At 73.4% G+C, this 17,146-nt stretch carries 15 protein-coding genes; 8 read left to right on the top strand and 7 right to left on the bottom strand.

Annotated features, from left to right (window positions below; all coding sequences use genetic code 11):
* Positions 1 to 63: 63 nt before the first annotated feature.
* A complete protein-coding gene (locus OEIGOIKO_RS16925; RefSeq protein ID WP_125054766.1) occupies positions 64 to 1,593 on the top strand; it encodes an alanine/glycine:cation symporter family protein in 1,530 nt (509 codons plus the stop codon).
* Here the strand turns inward: OEIGOIKO_RS16925 and OEIGOIKO_RS16920 are convergent.
* From OEIGOIKO_RS16920 to OEIGOIKO_RS16910, 3 genes are all read right to left on the bottom strand, one after another.
* A complete protein-coding gene (locus OEIGOIKO_RS16920; protein ID WP_125054765.1) occupies positions 1,590 to 3,083 on the bottom strand; it encodes a PTS transporter subunit EIIC in 1,494 nt (497 codons plus the stop codon). The genes OEIGOIKO_RS16925 and OEIGOIKO_RS16920 overlap by 4 nt on opposite strands.
* Positions 3,084 to 3,149: 66 nt before the next feature.
* Entirely contained in the window at positions 3,150 to 4,109 is a 960-nt protein-coding gene (gene murQ, locus OEIGOIKO_RS16915; protein WP_125054764.1) for an N-acetylmuramic acid 6-phosphate etherase, read from the bottom strand.
* 111 nt (positions 4,110 to 4,220) lie between these two features.
* Entirely contained in the window at positions 4,221 to 5,168 is a 948-nt protein-coding gene (locus tag OEIGOIKO_RS16910; protein WP_031001657.1) for a MurR/RpiR family transcriptional regulator, read from the bottom strand.
* A 149-nt stretch (positions 5,169 to 5,317) separates the two neighbouring features.
* On the opposite strand from OEIGOIKO_RS16910, the gene OEIGOIKO_RS16905 reads away from it, so the two are divergent.
* Together OEIGOIKO_RS16905 and OEIGOIKO_RS16900 are read left to right on the top strand one after the other, a co-directional pair.
* Positions 5,318 to 5,680 (top strand): hypothetical protein, encoded by a 363-nt coding sequence (locus OEIGOIKO_RS16905; protein ID WP_170251733.1) that lies wholly within the window; start codon positions 5,318 to 5,320, stop codon positions 5,678 to 5,680.
* 1 nt (position 5,681) lies between these two features.
* On the top strand, positions 5,682 to 5,963 hold the full coding sequence (locus OEIGOIKO_RS16900; protein WP_125054763.1) for a DUF4031 domain-containing protein: 282 nt from the start codon (positions 5,682 to 5,684) through the stop codon (positions 5,961 to 5,963).
* Positions 5,964 to 6,105: 142 nt separating this feature from the next.
* Here the strand turns inward: OEIGOIKO_RS16900 and OEIGOIKO_RS16895 are convergent, their stop codons facing one another.
* Positions 6,106 to 7,413, bottom strand: a complete 1,308-nt coding sequence (locus OEIGOIKO_RS16895) for a Cmx/CmrA family chloramphenicol efflux MFS transporter (protein ID WP_125058743.1) — start codon at positions 7,411 to 7,413, stop codon at positions 6,106 to 6,108.
* 275 nt (positions 7,414 to 7,688) lie between these two features.
* Here OEIGOIKO_RS16895 and OEIGOIKO_RS16890 point away from each other — a divergent pair, with 275 nt between their 5' ends.
* Complete coding sequence (locus OEIGOIKO_RS16890) at positions 7,689 to 8,171, top strand: DUF2243 domain-containing protein (RefSeq protein WP_125054762.1); 483 nt, start codon at positions 7,689 to 7,691, stop codon at positions 8,169 to 8,171.
* Positions 8,168 to 9,028: a cytochrome c oxidase assembly protein gene (locus tag OEIGOIKO_RS16885; protein ID WP_246177377.1), complete on the top strand. Its 861-nt coding sequence runs from the start codon at positions 8,168 to 8,170 to the stop codon at positions 9,026 to 9,028. The genes OEIGOIKO_RS16890 and OEIGOIKO_RS16885 overlap by 4 nt, the downstream gene beginning before the upstream one ends.
* Here the strand turns inward: OEIGOIKO_RS16885 and OEIGOIKO_RS16880 are convergent.
* Complete coding sequence (locus OEIGOIKO_RS16880; protein ID WP_174857175.1) at positions 9,015 to 9,746, bottom strand: HD domain-containing protein; 732 nt, start codon at positions 9,744 to 9,746, stop codon at positions 9,015 to 9,017. The two genes, OEIGOIKO_RS16885 and OEIGOIKO_RS16880, sit on opposite strands and share 14 nt — an antisense overlap.
* Before the next feature lie 184 nt (positions 9,747 to 9,930).
* Here OEIGOIKO_RS16880 and OEIGOIKO_RS16875 point away from each other — a divergent pair, with 184 nt between their 5' ends.
* Positions 9,931 to 10,635 carry a copper homeostasis protein CutC gene (locus OEIGOIKO_RS16875; protein WP_125054761.1) on the top strand — a complete coding sequence of 235 codons (705 nt, stop codon included), beginning with the start codon at positions 9,931 to 9,933 and terminating at the stop codon, positions 10,633 to 10,635.
* A 173-nt stretch (positions 10,636 to 10,808) separates the two neighbouring features.
* On the opposite strand, the gene OEIGOIKO_RS16870 is transcribed toward OEIGOIKO_RS16875, so the two are convergent.
* A complete protein-coding gene (locus tag OEIGOIKO_RS16870; protein ID WP_125058740.1) occupies positions 10,809 to 12,890 on the bottom strand; it encodes a HelD family protein in 2,082 nt (693 codons plus the stop codon).
* Between the two features lie 457 nt (positions 12,891 to 13,347).
* On the opposite strand from OEIGOIKO_RS16870, the gene OEIGOIKO_RS16865 reads away from it, so the two are divergent.
* Together OEIGOIKO_RS16865 and OEIGOIKO_RS16860 are read left to right on the top strand one after the other, a co-directional pair.
* The gene (locus OEIGOIKO_RS16865) at positions 13,348 to 13,539 is read left to right on the top strand and encodes a hypothetical protein (protein WP_125054760.1); all 192 of its coding nucleotides are present in this window, start codon (positions 13,348 to 13,350) and stop codon (positions 13,537 to 13,539) included.
* A gap of 347 nt (positions 13,540 to 13,886) precedes the next feature.
* On the top strand, positions 13,887 to 15,128 hold the full coding sequence (locus OEIGOIKO_RS16860; protein ID WP_371859024.1) for a glycosyltransferase 87 family protein: 1,242 nt from the start codon (positions 13,887 to 13,889) through the stop codon (positions 15,126 to 15,128).
* A gap of 130 nt (positions 15,129 to 15,258) precedes the next feature.
* Here the strand turns inward: OEIGOIKO_RS16860 and OEIGOIKO_RS16855 are convergent, their stop codons facing one another.
* The gene (locus tag OEIGOIKO_RS16855) at positions 15,259 to 16,902 is read right to left on the bottom strand and encodes a DNA repair helicase XPB (RefSeq protein WP_125054759.1); all 1,644 of its coding nucleotides are present in this window, start codon (positions 16,900 to 16,902) and stop codon (positions 15,259 to 15,261) included.
* Positions 16,903 to 17,146 lie beyond the last annotated feature (244 nt).

Raw genomic sequence — 17,146 nt, 5'->3', positions numbered from 1 at the left:
CTCACCGGAAGGTGATCTTCCGCGATGGCCGTCCCCGTACCCGGACGCCCCGCAAGGACGCCCATGAGCACGCTCGATTCCCTGATCGTCGACGTCAACGACGGTCTCTGGACCTACCTGCTGATCCCGCTGGTGGTCTGCGCCGGCCTGTATTTCACGGTCCGCTCCAGGGCGGTGCAGCTGCGGCTCTTCCCGGAGATGCTGCGCGTGCTCAAGGACAAGTCCGAGCCCAGGGCGGACGGCTCCAAACCGGTCTCGTCCTTCGGTGCCTTCACCATCTCGGCGGCCGCACGGGTCGGTACGGGCAACATCGCGGGCGTCGCCACCGCCATCACCCTCGGCGGGGCGGGCGCGGTGTTCTGGATGTGGGTGATGGCGCTCGTCGGCGGGGCCTCGGCGTTCGTCGAGTCGGCGCTGGCCCAGCTCTACAAGGTCCGCGACGACAAGGACGGCGACGACAAGGACGGCGACGGCAAGGGCCGCGACGGCAAGGGCCGCGACGGCGCCGCCTCCGGTACGTACCGTGGCGGCCCCGCCTACTACATGCAGCGCGGGCTCGGGAAGCGCTGGCCCGGTGTGCTGTTCGCAGTCGCCATCACCGTGACCTTCGGGTTCGTCTTCAACGCCGTGCAGTCCAACACGATCACCTCGGTCGCCTCCGGGTCCGTCTCCGGCAGCGGTGCGTCGTGGTTCGCCCCGGCGGTCGGCCTGCTGCTGGCCGTCCTGCTGGGCATCGCGATCTGCGGCGGCGTGCGCCGCATCACCTCCGTCACGACCGTCCTCGTACCGGTCATGGCCGTCGTCTACCTGCTGCTGGGCACCGCCGTCGTCCTCCTCAACCTCGGCGACCTGCCGCGGGTCTTCGGCGACATCGTCGGCGGCGCGTTCGGCTTCAAGGAGCTGGCGGCCGGCGGGATCGGCGCGGCGATCCAGCAGGGCATACGGCGTGGCATGTTCTCCAACGAGGCGGGCCTGGGCTCCGCGCCCAACGCGGGCGCCGCCGCCGAGGTCACCCACCCGGTCAAGCAGGGGCTCGTCCAGTCCCTCGGGGTCTTCTTCGACACCCTGCTGATCTGCTCGATGACCGCCTTCATCATCCTGACGACCACCCCGGAGCTGAGCGGGCGGCAGGGCGTCGACCTCACCCAGTCCGCGCTGACCGACACGCTCGGCGGCTGGGCCGGTCACGTGCTGACGGCCGTCGTCTTCCTGCTCGCCTTCAGCTCCATGATCGGGAACTACTACTACGGCGAGTCCAACATCGGCTTCATGACGCGGCGCGCCTGGGTCCTGCCCGTCTACCGCGCCCTCGTCCTCACGGTCGTCTTCCTCGGCGCGCTGGGCTCGGTGAGCGTCATCTGGAACCTCGCCGACGTCTTCATGGGCCTCATGGCCCTGATCAACCTGCTGGCCGTCATCCCCCTCTCCGCGATCGCCTTCCGCCTCCTGGACGACTACACGGCGCAGCGCCGGTCCGGCCTGGACCCGGTGTTCACCCGGTCCCGGATGCCGGACCTGACGGGGGTGGAGTGCTGGCCGGACACGCCGACGGCGTCCGAGCGCCGGGAGACGGCGGGGGCGGGGGCGGCCTAGCCTCCGGCGGCTCCGGGGTCCGTGGCGGCGTTCAGATCCGCCAGGGCCTGCTTGCCGAAGCCGAAGAAGTACGTCGCCAGGAAACCGGCCGCGTAGCCGACGAGCAGGCCGACGGCGTAGACGGCGAGGGTGGCGCCGAGCGGCTGGTTTCCCTTGAGGAGGGGGAACAGGGCCCAGCCCGACGGGCCGATGGCGGTGGAACCGGCCGTCGTACCGAGCTGGTTGAACAGGCCCACGAAGCCGCCGCCGAACGCACCGCCCACGCAGGCGGTGACGAACGGGCGGCCCAGCGGCAGCGAGACGCCGTAGATGAGAGGTTCGCCGACGCCGAGGAACCCGGCGGGCAGCGCGGACCTGACGGTCGTACGGATCGAGCGGTTGCCGGGCAGGCGGACGTAGACCGCGAGGGCGGCGCCCACCTGGCCGGCGCCGGCCATCGCGAGGACGGGCAGCAGCACCGTGTAGCCCTGCTGCTCGATCAGCGTGGTGTGGATGGGGATCAGGGCCTGGTGCAGGCCGAGCATGACGAGCGGGAGGAAGAGGCCGCCGATCAGGAATCCGGCCGCGGCGCCGCCGTGGGCGAGCAGCCAGTTCGCGCACGTACCGATGGCGGTGGAGACCTCGCCGGCCAGGAACATCAGGCCGAAGAGCGTGACCAGGCCGGAGACCAGCACGGTCACGGTGGGGGTGACCAGGACGTCGAGCGCCTCGGGGACGTATCTGCGGCACGCCTTCTCGACCTGTACGGCGAGCAGCGCCGCGCCCAGGGCCCCGAGCACCCCGCCCTGGCCCGGCGAGAGCTGCTGGCCGAAGGCGCTCACCTGGGCGACACCCGCGTACACGATGATCGCGGCGACCGCGCCGCCCAGGACGGGCGTGCCGCCGAACTCCTTCGCGGTGTTGTGGCCCACGAAGACCGCGATCAGGGACATGAAGCCGGAGGCGATGGCGGCCAGCGCCGGGACGAGGGCGGGCAGCACGCCGAAGTTGGTCAGCAGGCCGTTCAGTCCGGCGATGATGCCGCAGCCGATGAGGGCGGGGATCAGCGGGACGAAGATGTCGGCGATCCGGCGGAGGAAGAGTTTGACCGGGGTCGCGTTCCGGGCCTTCTGGCGGGCTTTGAGGGCGGCGCCCTGGGCGGCGAGTTCTTCGGCGGTGGAGAGGGCCGAGGGGGTGGGGCCGGTGCGGTCCGCTGCGGCGGGAGGATCGTCCGGGGCGGGTGGCGCGTCCCGTCCGGCGTCGACCAGGGCGGCGAACTCCGGGGTGACGCGGGCGACCGTGCCCGGTCCCAGCACGATCTGGTACGTGTCGTCCTCCACCACGCCCAGGACGGCGGGCAGCGCCTTCAGGGCGTCGTCCCGGACCAGCGAGCGGTCCGCGACGCCGAGGCGCAGCCGGGTCATGCAGTGGGTGACGGACGTGACGTTGGCGGCGCCGCCGACCAGGGGGAGGAGCGCGGCGGCGGTGGCGCGGTTCTTCTCATCGGACATGGTGGTGCCTTGCTGTGCGGGTGGGTCGGCCGGAGCGGGCTGGTGGCGGCGGGGCGCCCGGCCGGGTCAGCCGCTCTGGAAGGGCGGGGTGTGCAGGGCGGTGTGCAGCGCGGCCCTGAGGTGGCCGCGGGAGCCGTCCAGCAGCCGGGCCGCCGTCGGCCCGTCGACCCCGGCCAGGAGGACCAGGATGGCGTTCTTGACCTCCCCGTCGGTGGCGGCGAGCGCGGCCTCGATCTCCGGGTCGCCGGCGCCGGTGGCCAGCGCCACGATGCGGCGCGAGCGGGCCCGCAGCTTCTCGTTGGAGGCGCGGACGTCCACCATCAGGTTCCCGTAGGTCTTGCCCAGCCGGATCATGGTGATGGTCGAGAGCATGTTGAGGACCAGCTTCTGCGCCGTGCCGGCCTTCAGGCGGGTGGAGCCGGTGAGGAGTTCGGGGCCGACGACGACCTCGATGCCGTGGTCGGCGGCCGCGGCCAGCGCCGAGCCCGCGTTGCAGGACAGGCCGACGGTCAGTGCGCCGCAGGCCGCGCGGGCGTGCTCGACGGCGCCGACGGCGTACGGGGTGCGGCCGGAGGCGGAGACGCCGACCACCGTGTCGTCGGCGGTCAGGCCCAGCGCGTCCAGGTCGGCGGCGGCCAGCTCCTTGCTGTCCTCGGCGCCCTCGACGGCGGCGACCATGGCGGTGGGGCCGCCCGCGATCAGGCCCACGACCTCGGACGGGTCGGTGTTGAAGGTGGGCGGGCACTCGCTGGCGTCCAGCACGCCGAGGCGGCCGGCCGTGCCCGCGCCCGCGTAGACCAGCCGGCCGCCGCGGGCCATCCGCTCGGCGGTGGCGTCGATGGCGGCGGCGATCTCGGGGAGCCGGTCGGCGACGGCGGCGGGGACGGTGGTGTCCTCGCCGTTCATCGTGCGGGCGATCTCCAGGGTGGACAGCCGGTCGATCTCGGCCAGTTCGGGCCGGAAGGCTTCGGTGGTGAGCGTGTCGAGCTGGGCGCGCAGCTGTGCGTACTCGGCGGGGGAGGTCATGGCGGTGGCGGCTCTTTCCGGGCGCGTACGGCTCGGTACGGGCGCGTACGGCTCTGTACGGGGGCGCGGGAGGCGGTGGACCTGGACGGCCGGCCGGTGGCCGGGCCGGGGTCAGCGGTGGGGCGTCCGGGGTGAGTGGCGGTGGGCGAGCGCTTCGTACGAGGCGGACAGGGCGGGTGCCGCGGTCTCGTACGTACGCTGTGCGACGCCCACGAACAGGCAGTCCACGACGAGCAGTTGGCTGGTGCGCGAGGACATGGCGGCGGGGCGCAGCTCGCTCTCCCGGGCCGTGGACGTGGTGAGGACGTGATCGGCGTACGAGGCGATGCCGCCGTCCGGGCGGCCGGTGATCGCGATGGTCGTCGCGCCCCGGTCGAAGGCCACCCGCAGCGGCTCTATGACGTCGGTCGTGCGCCCCGAATGGGTGATCGCGATGGCCACGTCGCCGGCGCGCATCTGGACCGCGTTGGTCACGGCGAGGTGCGGATCGGAGTGGGCGTGCGCGATCAGGCCGATCCGCAGCAGCTTCTGGACCAGGTCCTGGCCGACGAGGTTGGAGGCCCCGATGCCGTACACGTCGATGCGCCGGGCCGCGGCCAGCGCGCCGACCGCGGCCTCCAACTGCGTCAGGTCCAGTCCGGCGGCGGTGTCGGCCAGACACTGCTGCTCCTCCTGGGCCAGCTTCGCGACCACGTCGGGCAGCGCGTCGTCGACCGCTATGTCGGCGGTGACGGCGGGCGCGCGGCCGGTGGCCTGCTGGGTGGCGAGGGCGGCCAGTGCGATGCGCAGGTCGCGGTAGCCCGGGTAGCCGAGCAGGCGCGAGGTCCGTACGACGGTGGCCTCGCTCGTGCCCGTACGTTCGGCGAGGCCGGTGACGGTGAGCGCGGCGCAGCCGGCCGGGTCGCCTGCGACCGCCTCCGCGACCCGCTGCATGGAACGGGTCATGGACGGCGCCAGCGTGCGCACCTTGGCGGCCAGGGCCGCGGGGGCGGGCGGGCCCGGGGCGGCCCGGACGGCGGCGCCGGAGTCCTTGAAAGTTTCCTTCAGGTCGGGGCTCACAGCTGAAAAGTAATTTCAGGGCCGGTCCGCGTCAATACCCGACGGGTGCCGTGCCGGGCCGGACGTCGGGTGCCGTGCCATCCCGTTCCGTGCCGGGCGTCGGCCGGCTGCCGGAGCGGTTGTCGGTGGTGCGGGAGAGAATGGGGGGCATGGAGCTCGAACAGGCACTGCACACGGCCCGCGCGCTGGTCCTCGCGGACCTGGTGGCGGGCGAAGTCGCCGACGCGGAGATCGTCTCGCTGGTCGAGGACTCCGTGACGCACCGCCGATGGTGGGTGGAGCAGTGGCCCGAGGGCGCCGAGTTCGTGGCCGGGCTGATAGCGCAGGACGTCCAGGACGCGCTCCTGGAGCGGTACGGCCGCTGGCCGCTGTGCCCCGTGTGCCTGCACGGCGGCGACCCGCACGCCCTCGACGTCGAGCCCGAGTTGGGCCCCGACCCGTACTGGGTCTGCCCCAAGACGGCGGTCTCGGTGGCCCGGGTCGGCTCGCTGGGCGCCACCGGGGGAGGCTGACGTGGCGCTCTACATCGACCCGCCGACCTGGCCCGGACACGGCCGGATGTGGTCCCACCTCGTCAGCGACACCTCGTTCGAGGAACTGCACGCCTTCGCGGAGCGCATCGGCTGCCCCCGCAAGGCGTTCGACGGCGATCACTACGACATACCGGCGGAGCGGCACGCGGACGCGGTGCGCGCGGGCGCGCTGGAGATCGGCAGCAAGGAACTGGTCCGCCGCCTGCGCGAGGCCGGCCTGCGCCGCCCGAAGAGCCGGGAGGGCGGGGCGGTGGGGCAGTAAGGGGGCAGGGCTGTAGGGGAGCAGAGGGCGGCAAGGAGGCCGCGTCGGTACCGGATCGGCGCCGCGGGCCCGGACACGGCGAAGGCCCGCCCGGGGTGCCGGGCGGGCCTGGTGGGGGCGTGGCGGGCGCGGGAGCGTGCCCTCAGCTCCGGTCCGCAGCCTCCACCGTCCCGGCCGCCTGCACCGTCCTGGCGGTCTCGGCCGTGTGCGCCGCGTCCACCGTCCCGGCGGTCCCGGTCGCGCTCGCCGTGGTGTGCCGCGGCGTGCCCGCCGAGGAGGCGACCAGGCGGGAGGTGCTCTTCGTACGGTGCAGCCGCAGGGCGACGAGGGTGGTGGCGACGCCCAGCGCCGCGAGCGCCGCGGCCGTCCACGCGACGGCCGGGTAGCCCCAGCCGGCGCTGATGACCAGCCCGCCGAGCCACGGCCCGATGGTGTTGCCCAGGTTGAAGGCGGAGGTGGTGGTCGCGCCCGCCAGCGTCGGCGCGGCGGTCGCCACGTTGAACATCCGGGCGTTCAGGGCCGGTGCGGTGGCGAACGCGGTCACACCGAGCAGCAGCGAGAGCGTGACGGCGGCGACGGAGTTCTGCGCGGTCAGGGCCAGCAGTGCCAGCACGGTGGCCGAGGCGCCGATGCCTGCGATGATCGTCCCGAACGGGTGCGCGTCGGCGACGCGGCCGCCGACGAACGTACCGATCAGCGCGCCGACACCGAACAGCGCCAGCACGGTCGGCACGCTGCCCTCGGCCAGCCCGGCCGTGTCGGTGAGCAGCGGCGCCAGGTAGGAGAACAGCGCGAAGACCGCGGCGCCGTTCAGCGCGGTGCCGATCAGTGCGAGCCAGACCTGCTTGTCGCGGTAGATGCTCAGCTCGCGGCGGAGCACGGGGCGCTCGTCACCGGTCGGCACGGCCGTCCGCGGCACCAGCGCGATCACGCCGACCAGGCCGATCGCCGAGAGGACCGCGACGGCCCAGAAGGCGGACCGCCAGCCCGCGTGCTGCCCGAGCAGCGCGCCGGCCGGTACGCCCGCGATGTTGGCGATGCTCAGCCCGCCGACCATGACGGCCATCGCGCGGGCCCGCGCCGTGACCGGCACCAGCGACACCGCGACGGCCGCACCGACCGCCCAGAAGCCCGCGCAGGCGAGCGCGCTGACCACGCGGGAGACGAACAGCACGCCGTACGACGGTGCCACCGCGCCCGCGACCTGTCCGAGCCCGAAGACGGTGAGCAGGGCTATCAGCGTGGTGCGGCGGGGCAGTTGCAGGGTGGCGCCGGCGAGCACCGGCGCGCCGACCACCATGCCGATCGCGAAGGCGGAGACCAGCAGACCGGCCTGGGGGATGGTCACCCCCATGTCCCGGGCCAGGGGCTGGAGGATGCCCGACAGCATGAATTCGCTGGTGCCGAGGGCGAAGACGGAGAGTCCGAGGACGTAGACGGCGAGGGGCATGCGGGTGCGATCGGGATGGTCTTGCATGTCACGCACGAACAGTGCTGATGCGCATGACATTCCCGGGAGCGGGGTCGGGCCCGGAACGGTACCGGGCGGTTCCGGGTGGGTGGCCGGGGCGTGCCCCCGCGGCGTTTTGCCCCCGCCGGCCCGGGTACCCCGGCGGCTCCGCCCGGTCCGGGCCCCGGGCCGGACCCCGGTCCGCGACGGCGAGGAGGCCCGGATGAGGCGTACAGCGAGGAGGCCAGGATGAGGCGTACAGCGAGGAGGTCCGGATGAAACGTACGAGGACGGTGGTCAGCGGCGTGCTGACGGGCATCGGCACGGCCGCGTTCATCGACGAGACGGTGTTCCACCAGCTGCTGCACTGGCACCACTTCTACGACAAGTCCACCACGGACGTCGGCCTGGTCTCCGACGGCCTGTTCCACGCCGGCAGCTGGCTCGCGATGGTGGCGGGCCTGGTGCTGTACGCGGACGTCCGGCGCCGCGGGACGCTGGTGCCCCGGGCGTGGTGGGGCGGGCTGTGTCTGGGGCTGGGCGGGTTCCAGCTCTACGACGGAACGTTCCAGCACAAGGGGCTGGGCATCCACCAGATCCGGTACGGCGTGGACCTCGCGCCGTACGACTGGACGTGGAACGGGATCGCCGTACTGCTCCTGGCGGCCGGCGCGTTCCTGCTGGTGCGCGCCTCCCGCGCGACCCCACGCACCAGGTCGTCGCACACCGCCCCGACCACCGCCTCGCGCAGCCGATGACGCCCGCCACGCCCGTCACGTCCGCCGCATCCGTCACCATGTCCGCCGCCCTGCCCCCGCCCTTCACCGCGACTGTCACCACCGTCACCGTCCTCGGCTGCCTCGCCTACCTGGCGGCTGCGGCCCGGCTGCGCGCTCGCGGGGACGCCTGGCCGTACGGGCGTGACGCGCTGTTCTGCTCGGGTGGTGCGGTCCTGGTGGCGGGCGTCGCCGAGCCCTGGGGCAGCACGCCGCCGTTCACCGCGCACATGCTCACGCACCTGTGCGTCGGCATGGTGGCGCCGCTGCTCCTGGTCCTCGGCCGCCCCCTGACGCTGACCCTGCGCGCCGCGCCCGTACCCGTACGCCGCGGCCTCGTCACCCTGACCCGCGCGCGCTGGGCGGCGGTCCCGGTGCTGCCGCCGGTGGCGGCCCTGCTCGACTTCGGCGGGCTGTGGCTGCTGTACCGCACCCCGCTGCTGTCCGTCAGCCACCACAGTGCCTGGCTGAACGCGGCCGTGCACCTGCACATCCTGCTCGCCGGTGTCCTGTTCTCCTTCGGGCTGCTCGCCCTGGACCCCGTACGCCACCGCCCCGGCATGGCCCTGCGGGCGGCCGTGCTGCTGGCGGCGGGCACGGCGCACGCCGTCCTCGCCAAATCTCTGTACGCGGCGGGCCCGCCCGGCACGTCCTTCGGCGCCGCCGACCTGCACCTGGCCTCGCAGGTCATGTACTACGGCGGTGATGCCGTCGAGCTGGCACTGGCGGCCGTCGTGGCGTGCCGCTGGTACCGGGCCGAGGGCCGCGCCCTGCGGCGCGCGCGGCGCACGGACCGGCCGGCGCCGCGCGGTACGGCGGCGGCCGCTACCCGGTGGTGAGCAGCTCCAGCTCGGTGGTCAGGTTGCGGCGGGCCACCCGCTCCCACTGCTGCTTGCCGTACGGCGTGCGGTACAGGCTCGCCATGTCCAGGAGGCGCCGCAGCACCTCGGCGCGCCCGGCGCGGAACTCCCGGTCCGGCACGAACCCGTACTCCTCGCGGACCGCGGCGGCGTAGGCCGCGTACTGCTCGGGCGCTCCTGCCAGGACCGCCAGGTCCGCGTCGCACAGGGCAGCACCGTTGTGGTCGTCGGCGGCCGGGTCGTGGCTCGCCGTGAGGCGTACGAGGCGGGCGACCTCGGCCGTGCATGCGGCGTCGATGCCCAGCTCGGGCAGCGCGCGCTCGGCGAGGGCGGCGCTGCGCTCCTCGTTCTCGGAGCGTTCGGGCCGGTAGACCGCGTCGTGGAACCAGGCGGCGAGGCGGACGGCGTCCCAGTCCACGGGGACACCGGCGTCCAGGTCGGTCGCGTGCACGGCCAGCTCGTCGATGCGGTCCAGCACGGCGAGGAGGTGACCGGTGGTGTGGTACCGGCGCTGCGGCTCGGACCAGCGGCCGAGCAGGTTGTCCGCGTACGGGGCCGGGTCGGGGTCGGCGGGGCCGCTGCCGCCCCGGGCTCCGGAGACAGCGGTGGCCCAGCGGTGGTGCAGATCCGGGAACGGGTCGGCGCCGCCACCGAAGTGGGTGTGGGCCGTACCGGACGGAGGTGTCGTGCGAGCCATACGGCCCATTGTGCCCGGGGGGAGGTCAAGAGGGGGTTTCCGGTCGAGTACCGGGGCGTTGTGGTCCCGGCGGACGGGTCGGCCCGTACTCTGGATATTGGACTAGACCTGTCGTCCTCTCGCTGTCCGTGTCGGCATCCCGTCCAGTCCTGCTGAAGTCGTCACGTCGAAGGAATGGGGACCCATGACCAAGCGCGCACTCCTGGAGGTGATCGCGCTCGATGCCGCCGACGCGGTGGCCGCCCAGGCCGGCGGTGCGGACCGCCTCGAACTCGTCAGCGACATGGCCGCCGACGGCCTCACCCCGTCGCCGCGGACCGTCGCGGCGGTCCGGGCGGCCGTCGACATCCCCGTACGGGTGATGCTGCGGGCGGCCGACGGCTTCGCCGCGGGCGACGTCGACGCCCTGTGCGCGTCGGCCGCCGCCCTGCGGGCCGAAGGGGCGGAGGAGTTCGTCTTCGGCTTCCTGGACGCGGGCGGCGGGCCGGACCTGGCTGCCGTGCAGGCGCTGGCCGCCGCGGTCGACGGCTGCCGGTGGACGTTCCACCGGGCCATCGACCGGGCCGCCGACCGCGACGCGCTGCGCAAGGAACTGGCCGGGCTGCCCGGCCTCGACACCTACCTGACGGCGGGATCGCCGGCCGGCGTCGAGGACGGACTGCCGACGCTGCTGGCCGAGCGGGCCCGTACGGCGGAGGGTGAGCCCGGCTACGGGCCGCGGCTCCTCATCGGCGGCGGGCTGGTGCTCGCGCACCTGCCGGAGCTGCTGGCGGCCGGGGTGGACGCCTTCCACATCGGCGGCGCCGCCCGCCCCTCCGGCTGGGAAGCGCCGGTGGACGCGGGGGCCGTGGCGGCGTGGCGGGAGGCCCTGGAGGGGGTGCCGGTCTAGAGCCGGACGGGGGAGGAGTGCTGCGGTTCCGTACGGGGCCGCAGCGCCGACGCCTCTTCCGGTGCCTCCTCCGCTGTCCCCTCCGGAGCGCTCCGACCTCGACGCCCGGTTCCCCGGGCTGGTGGAGCCGCTCCTGGCGTCCCTGCCGCCTTCGGAGGGGTGAGGGGACCGGATCACCCGGCGGGCGTGCCCAACTGCTCGGGCAGGTCCGCCGCGTGGACCACCGTCAGCCCGGAGACCGCGCGGGTCAGGCAGACGTACAGGCGGCGCAGGCCGGTGCGTTCGTCCGGTTCGCCGCCGACGATCGCGGCGGGCTCGTCGACCACCACGTAGTCGTACTCCAGGCCCTTGGCGAGGGTGGCCGGGACCAGGGTCAGCCGGGCCTGTGCCGAGGTCTCCTCGCCGGGCGCCAGCACGGTCAGTCCCGCCGCTTCCAGCGCCGCGCCCAGGGCGGGCAGCCGGGCCTCGGCCGCGATCAGTCCGATCGATCCTTCCTTGGCCAGCGCCGCGTGGCAGGCGGCGACGACCGCGCCGTCCAGCTCCGCCGACGGCACCGGCCGGATCGCGAAATCCCCCGCCGACTCGCGGATCGAGGTGGCCTCGGTCAGATCGGGCGCGATCGCGGGCAGCAGCCGCGAGGCGTACGCGATCACCTCGCGCGGCACCCGGAAACCGAGCGTCAGCTCCTCGATCCGCGCGCCCGGCTTGCCCAGGTGGGCCAGCGCCTCCTCCCACGTGTTCGTGGACCACGGCGTGGTGCCCTGCGCGATGTCGCCCAGGATCGTCGCCGAGCCGGTCGTACAGCGCCGCCCCACCGCCCGGTACTGCATCGGCGACAGGTCCTGCGCCTCGTCCAGCACCACGTGCCCCAGGGAGTGCGTACGGGAGACGAGGTCCGCCGCCTCGTCGATCAGCACCGCGTCCGCCGCCGACCACTTGGCGCTCTTCACACTGCGGGCCGGCTTCGCCCACAGGATCGTCTTCTGTTCCTCCGGCGTCAGGACGCCCTCCGCCTGCGCGGCCAGGAACTCCGCGTCGCACAGCAGCCGCAGCACCAGCTTCGCCGGATCGACCGGCGGCCACACCTCCTTGACCACGGCCTTCACCGCCGCGTTGCGCGCCACCGCGTCCTGCACCCGGTCGTCCGGCGCCTCGCCCGCCTGCTCCATCCGTACGAGCACCGCGTGCGCGATGCGCTGCGGCAGGGCCTCCCGGGCCGCCCCGTAACGGATGTCGCGGCGCCGCAACTCCTCGACGATCTCCTCGATCTCGTACGCCGGCACCCGCCAGCGCCGCGAACCGCGCACCACCACACACGCCTCGGACGGCGCCCGCACCTGCGACCACACCGCCCGCCGCAGCACCCGCGCCAGCCGCGCGTCCCCCTTGACCGTGGCCGCCGCCGCGTCGTCCGTGCCCCGCACCTCGACGTGCGCCACCAGGTCGTCGACGGTGGCCTGCTTGACCTCCAGCTCGCCCAGCGCGGGCAGCACCTGCTCGATGTAGTGCAGGAACGAGCGGTTCGGACCGATGACGAGCGTGCCGGAGCGGGCCAGCCGCTCGCGGTGCGCGTACAGCAGGTAGGCGACCCGGTGCAGACCCACCGCGGTCTTGCCGGTGCCCGGCGCCCCCTGGACGCAGACCGTGCCGCCGATCCCGGCGCGCACGATCTCGTCCTGCTCCGGCTGGATCGTCGCCACGATGTCGCGCATCGGGCCCACCCGGGGCCGTTCGATCTCGGTCTGGAGCAGCTTGCTGTGCTGTTCCGCCTCGGCCGGGTCGGTCAGGTGCTCGTCCTCGTACGCGGTCAGCTGCCCGCCGGTGTAGCCGAAGCGGCGGCGCAGGTCGAGGTCCATCGGGTCCTTCTTCGAGGCCCGGTAGAACGGCTGCGAGACCGGCGCGCGCCAGTCGATGACCATCGGGTCGCCGTCGGCGTCGTGCACGTGCCGGCGGCCGATGTAGAAGTTCTCGCCCGCCGCGCCCTCGGCCGCGTCCACGCCCGGGGCGTGCAGGTAGTCCAGGCGGCCGAAGAACAACGGGGTGTGGGCCAGGTCGGCGAGCGCCTTGATACGGGCGTCGACCTCGCCCTGGAGCACTTCGGCGTTGACCCAGTTCGCGGTGACGTCCGCGATGTTGAGCGCCTCGGCGTCCGCGCGCATGGCGCGCAGCGCCGCCCGGGAGGCGGCGAGGTGGGCGCGTTCGCGCTCCAGCGGGTCGGGCCGGTCGTGGGTCTGGTCGTGGGCGTGCGAGGGCACGGTGTTGCCTCCGGCGGATCCGGCCACGGATGTACGTGACGGCGTGCCCGTACGTACTCGTAGGCGTCTGTAGCTGCGGGTCGCGTGTCAGATGCGTTCAGATGCGTGAAGCGGGAAGCCGGCCGGTTTCCGTGCGGCCGGTGGCACTCCGCTCAGGCTCTGAGGGAGGCGGGCAGACCGGCGATTGTAGCCAGCAGGTATCCGGGGCGCCAACGGATTTCCGCGGCGGGGAGGGCCGACGGCGGTGAGAATGCGTTCGGCAGGCGCCCGGCAGACCCTCCCCCGGACTTTCCGCCCGGCCGGACCCTGACCTTCCGCCCGGCAGACCCCTGACTTTCCGCCCGGCCCCGTCCATCTCCCGTAGGGGGCGGGGTCGGCCCTGGGACTGACCGAAGACCGGTCGGGGATGGGCCCGTGGGCCGATGTGCGGGCCCGGCGCGAAATCCATCATGGAGATATGAGCAGCGCAACCATCACCCCAGGCACCCTGCACCCGACCCACGGCGCCACCGCCCTCGGCGCGGACGCCGCCCACGCGCCGCAGCCCCACGAGCAGCGGCACATCGTCGGCAACGTCTTCCGCGCGGTCAAGGTCTTCGCCGCCGCCGCGGTCAGCGTCGTCCTCCTCGGGGAGTACGCGGACGACTGAGCCCGGCCCCGAGTGCGCGGACGACTGAGCCCGCGCTCCGAGTACGCCGGAGACTGAGCCCGCGCTCCGAGTGCGCGGACGACTGAGCCCGGCCCCGAGTACGCGAAGATTCCCGCATCCGGGCCCTCTCCAGCCCCCCACCGATACCCAACCAGCATCCGGATGACCGGAAACCGTTACAAACAGTCGGTCTCGATCGACTAGCGTCGCCGCAGACAGCGTGCGTCCGGCGACGAGGAGGGGCCAAACAAGTGTCTGCCGCCGAGGGGACGCGGTCGCTACCGCACAGACGGCCGTGGACGCGGCATCTCACGCGCCCGGACAAGAAGACGATCGCCGCAGCGGTACTGCTCCTGCTGTCCCTGGCCGGGCTGGCCGCCGTGTTCCGGCTGGTGAGCCTGTCCATGTCGGACATAGCGGTCTACCGCGCCGAAGGCGAGGCCGCGGCGACCGGCGGTGACCTGTACGGCTTCACCGTCACCGAGTGGAAACTCCCCGCGACGTACCCGCCCTTCGCGGCCCTGCTGTTCATCCCGACGACCTGGCTCCCGCTCGGTGCTCTCAAGGTCGCCTCCGTCCTCGTCAACGTGGCCCTCGTCCCGGTCCTGCTGCACCTCTCGTACAAGGCCGCGTACACCCCCGGCACCGGCGGTTCCGCGGGCGCGTCCCGGCTGCGGCGCGCGCGGACCCTGCCCGTGGTACTGGCCGCCACCGCGGTCGCCATCTGGCTCGAACCGTTCTTCCAGACCCTCGTCTTCGGGCAGATCAACATCGCGCTGACCTGCCTCGTCCTGTGGGACCTGGCCCGACCGGACGGCGCACGCCTGAAGGGCTTCGCGGTCGGCGTCGCCACCGGCGTCAAGCTCACCCCGGCGGTGTTCGCCGTCTACCTGCTGATCACCGGCCGGGTACGGGCCGCCTGCACCGCCCTGGCCGGCTTCGTCTGCTCCGTCCTGCTCGGCGTGCTCGTCCTGCCGGACGCCAGTGTGGAGTTCTGGACGCAGCGGATGTTCGAGACCGGCCGGGTCGGCAAGGCGTGGATCGTCGACAACCAGTCCCTGCAGGGCCTGCTGGCCCGCTGCCTGCACACCGAGGAACCGGGCCTGCTGTGGGCGGGCGCGGCCCTGCTGACCGGCATGGCCGGACTCCTCGTCGCCCGCCGGGTGTACGTACGGCGCGGCCTGGACTCCTGGGGTGTGCTGTGCACCGCGGTCACGGCCCTGCTCGTCTCGCCGATCAGCTGGTCCCACCACTGGGTGTGGTGCGTACCGCTGCTGGTCACCCTCGGGGCGCACGTCCGCGGCGTACGGTGGCGCCGTGTGCTGCTGGTGGCCGTGGCGGTCCTCTTCACGGCCCGCACGATGTGGATACTCCCGCACCAGGGCGACCTCGACCTGCACCTCTCCTGGTGGCAGCAGCCGCTGGCGGCTCCGTACCCGGTCCTGGGGCTGGCGATGCTGGCCGCGGTGGCCTGGTGGAGCCGCCGGGCCCCGGCCGTCCCGCTGGCCGCGCTGGCCCGCCGCCCCTTCCCGCTGCCGCGCGCCGCCCGCCCGTCCCGCGAGCTGAGCACCCGCGTCCCCGAACGCTGAGGCGGCCTGGGACCGGGCGACCGCCGGGGCCGGGCGACCGCCGGGGCCGAGCGAGGGCCAAGTCCTTCTCCGCCCCTCAGCCCCTCTCCACCCCTCAGCCCTTCCCCGCCCCTCAGCCCTTCTCCGCCCCTCAGTCCTCCGCGAGCAGCTCCGTCGCGTCCACGATCCGGTACGCGTACCCCTGCTCCGCCAGGAAGCGCTGCCGGTGCGCCGCGAAGTCCTGGTCCACGGTGTCGCGGGCGACGACCGAGTAGAACCGCGCCTCGTGCCCGTCCGCCTTGGGCCGCAGCACCCGCCCCAGCCGCTGCGCCTCCTCCTGCCGGGAGCCGAACGTGCCCGACACCTGGATCGCGACCGTCGCCTCCGGCAGGTCGATGGAGAAGTTCGCGACCTTGGAGACGACCAGGACGGAGATCTCCCCCTCCCGGAACGCGTCGAAGAGCTTCTCGCGCTGCGCGTTGGTCGTCTCCCCCTTGATGACCGGCGCGTCCAGGTGCTCGCCCAGCTCGTCGAGCTGGTCGATGTACTGCCCGATCACCAGGGTCTGCTCGCCCTGGTGCCGCCGGACCAGCGCCTCGGTCACACTCTGCTTGCTGGCCGTCGTCGCGCAGTACCGGTACTTCTCCTCCGGCTCGGCCGTCGCGTACGCCAGCCGCTCCGACTCGGTCAGGCTGACCCGCACCTCGACACAGTCCGCCGGCGCGATGTACCCCTGGGCCTCGATCTCCTTCCACGGCGCGTCGAAACGCTTCGGGCCGATCAGCGAGAAGACGTCCGACTCGCGCCCGTCCTCCCGTACGAGCGTCGCGGTCAGCCCCAGCCGCCGCCGCGCCTGGAGATCGGCCGTGAACTTGAAGACCGGCGCGGGCAACAGGTGCACCTCGTCGTAGACGATCAGCCCCCAGTCCCGCGAGTCGAACAGCTCCAGGTGCGGGTAGACGCCCTTCCGCTTGGTCGTCAGCACCTGGTAGGTGGCGATGGTGACCGGCCGGATCTCCTTCTTCGTCCCGCTGTACTCGCCGACCTCGTCCTCGGTCAGCGAGGTCCGCTTCACCAGCTCGTGCTTCCACTGCCGCGCCGAGACGGTGTTGGTGACCAGGATCAGCGTGGTCGCCTTGGCCCGCGCCATCGCACCGGCCCCCACCAGCGTCTTCCCCGCACCACAGGGCAGGACGACCACACCCGACCCGCCGTGCCAGAACCCCTCGACGGCCTGCTCCTGGTACGGCCGCAGCGACCAGCCGGCCTCGTCCAGCTCGATCGGGTGCGCCTCGCCGTCCACGTACCCGGCCAGGTCCTCGGCCGGCCAGCCCAGCTTGAGCAGCGTCTGCTTGATCTGCCCGCGCTCCGACGGATGCACCACCACCGTGTCCGGGTCCAGCCGCGCCCCCACCAGCGGCTGCACCTTCTTCGACCGCAGGACCTCCTCCAGCACCGGCCGGTCGGTGGTGGTGAGCACCAGCCCGTGCGCCGGGTCCTTGCTCAGCGTCAGCCGCCCGTACCGCGACATCGTCTCGGCGATGTCCACCAGCAGCGCGTGCGGCACGGGGTAGCGCGAGAACCCGACCAGCGCATCCACGACCTGCTCGGCGTCGTGCCCGGCGGCCCGCGCGTTCCACAGCCCGAGCGGCGTCACCCGGTACGTGTGCATGTGCTCGGGCGCCCGCTCCAGCTCGGCGAACGGCGCGATGGCCCGGCGGCACGCCTCCGCCTGCTCGTGGTCGACTTCCAGCAGCAGCGTCTTGTCGCTCTGGACGATGAGAGGTCCGTTCACGCGCCTCGCCTTTCGCGTCACCTGCACCCGGCCGTTCCCCAGCCCGACCGCGGCACCCGGCCGTCCGTACGGCCAAACGTCCAGTGTGCCTCATGCGCGGGCGGACACATCGGGGCCGTTGCGGGGCACTGGTCACCGCCGGGGGGACGGAACGAGCGGGGTGGCTGTCAAGCTGACGGCTCGATGTCAGTGGCCGGTGTCACACTGATGCCGATGGTCTCCGCTGGGGAGGTGGCGGGTGGGC

The organism is Streptomyces paromomycinus (assembly GCF_003865155.1).
Taxonomy (GTDB): Bacteria; Actinomycetota; Actinomycetes; order Streptomycetales; family Streptomycetaceae; genus Streptomyces; species Streptomyces chrestomyceticus.
This window is presented reverse-complemented; position numbering and strand designations above follow the sequence as displayed.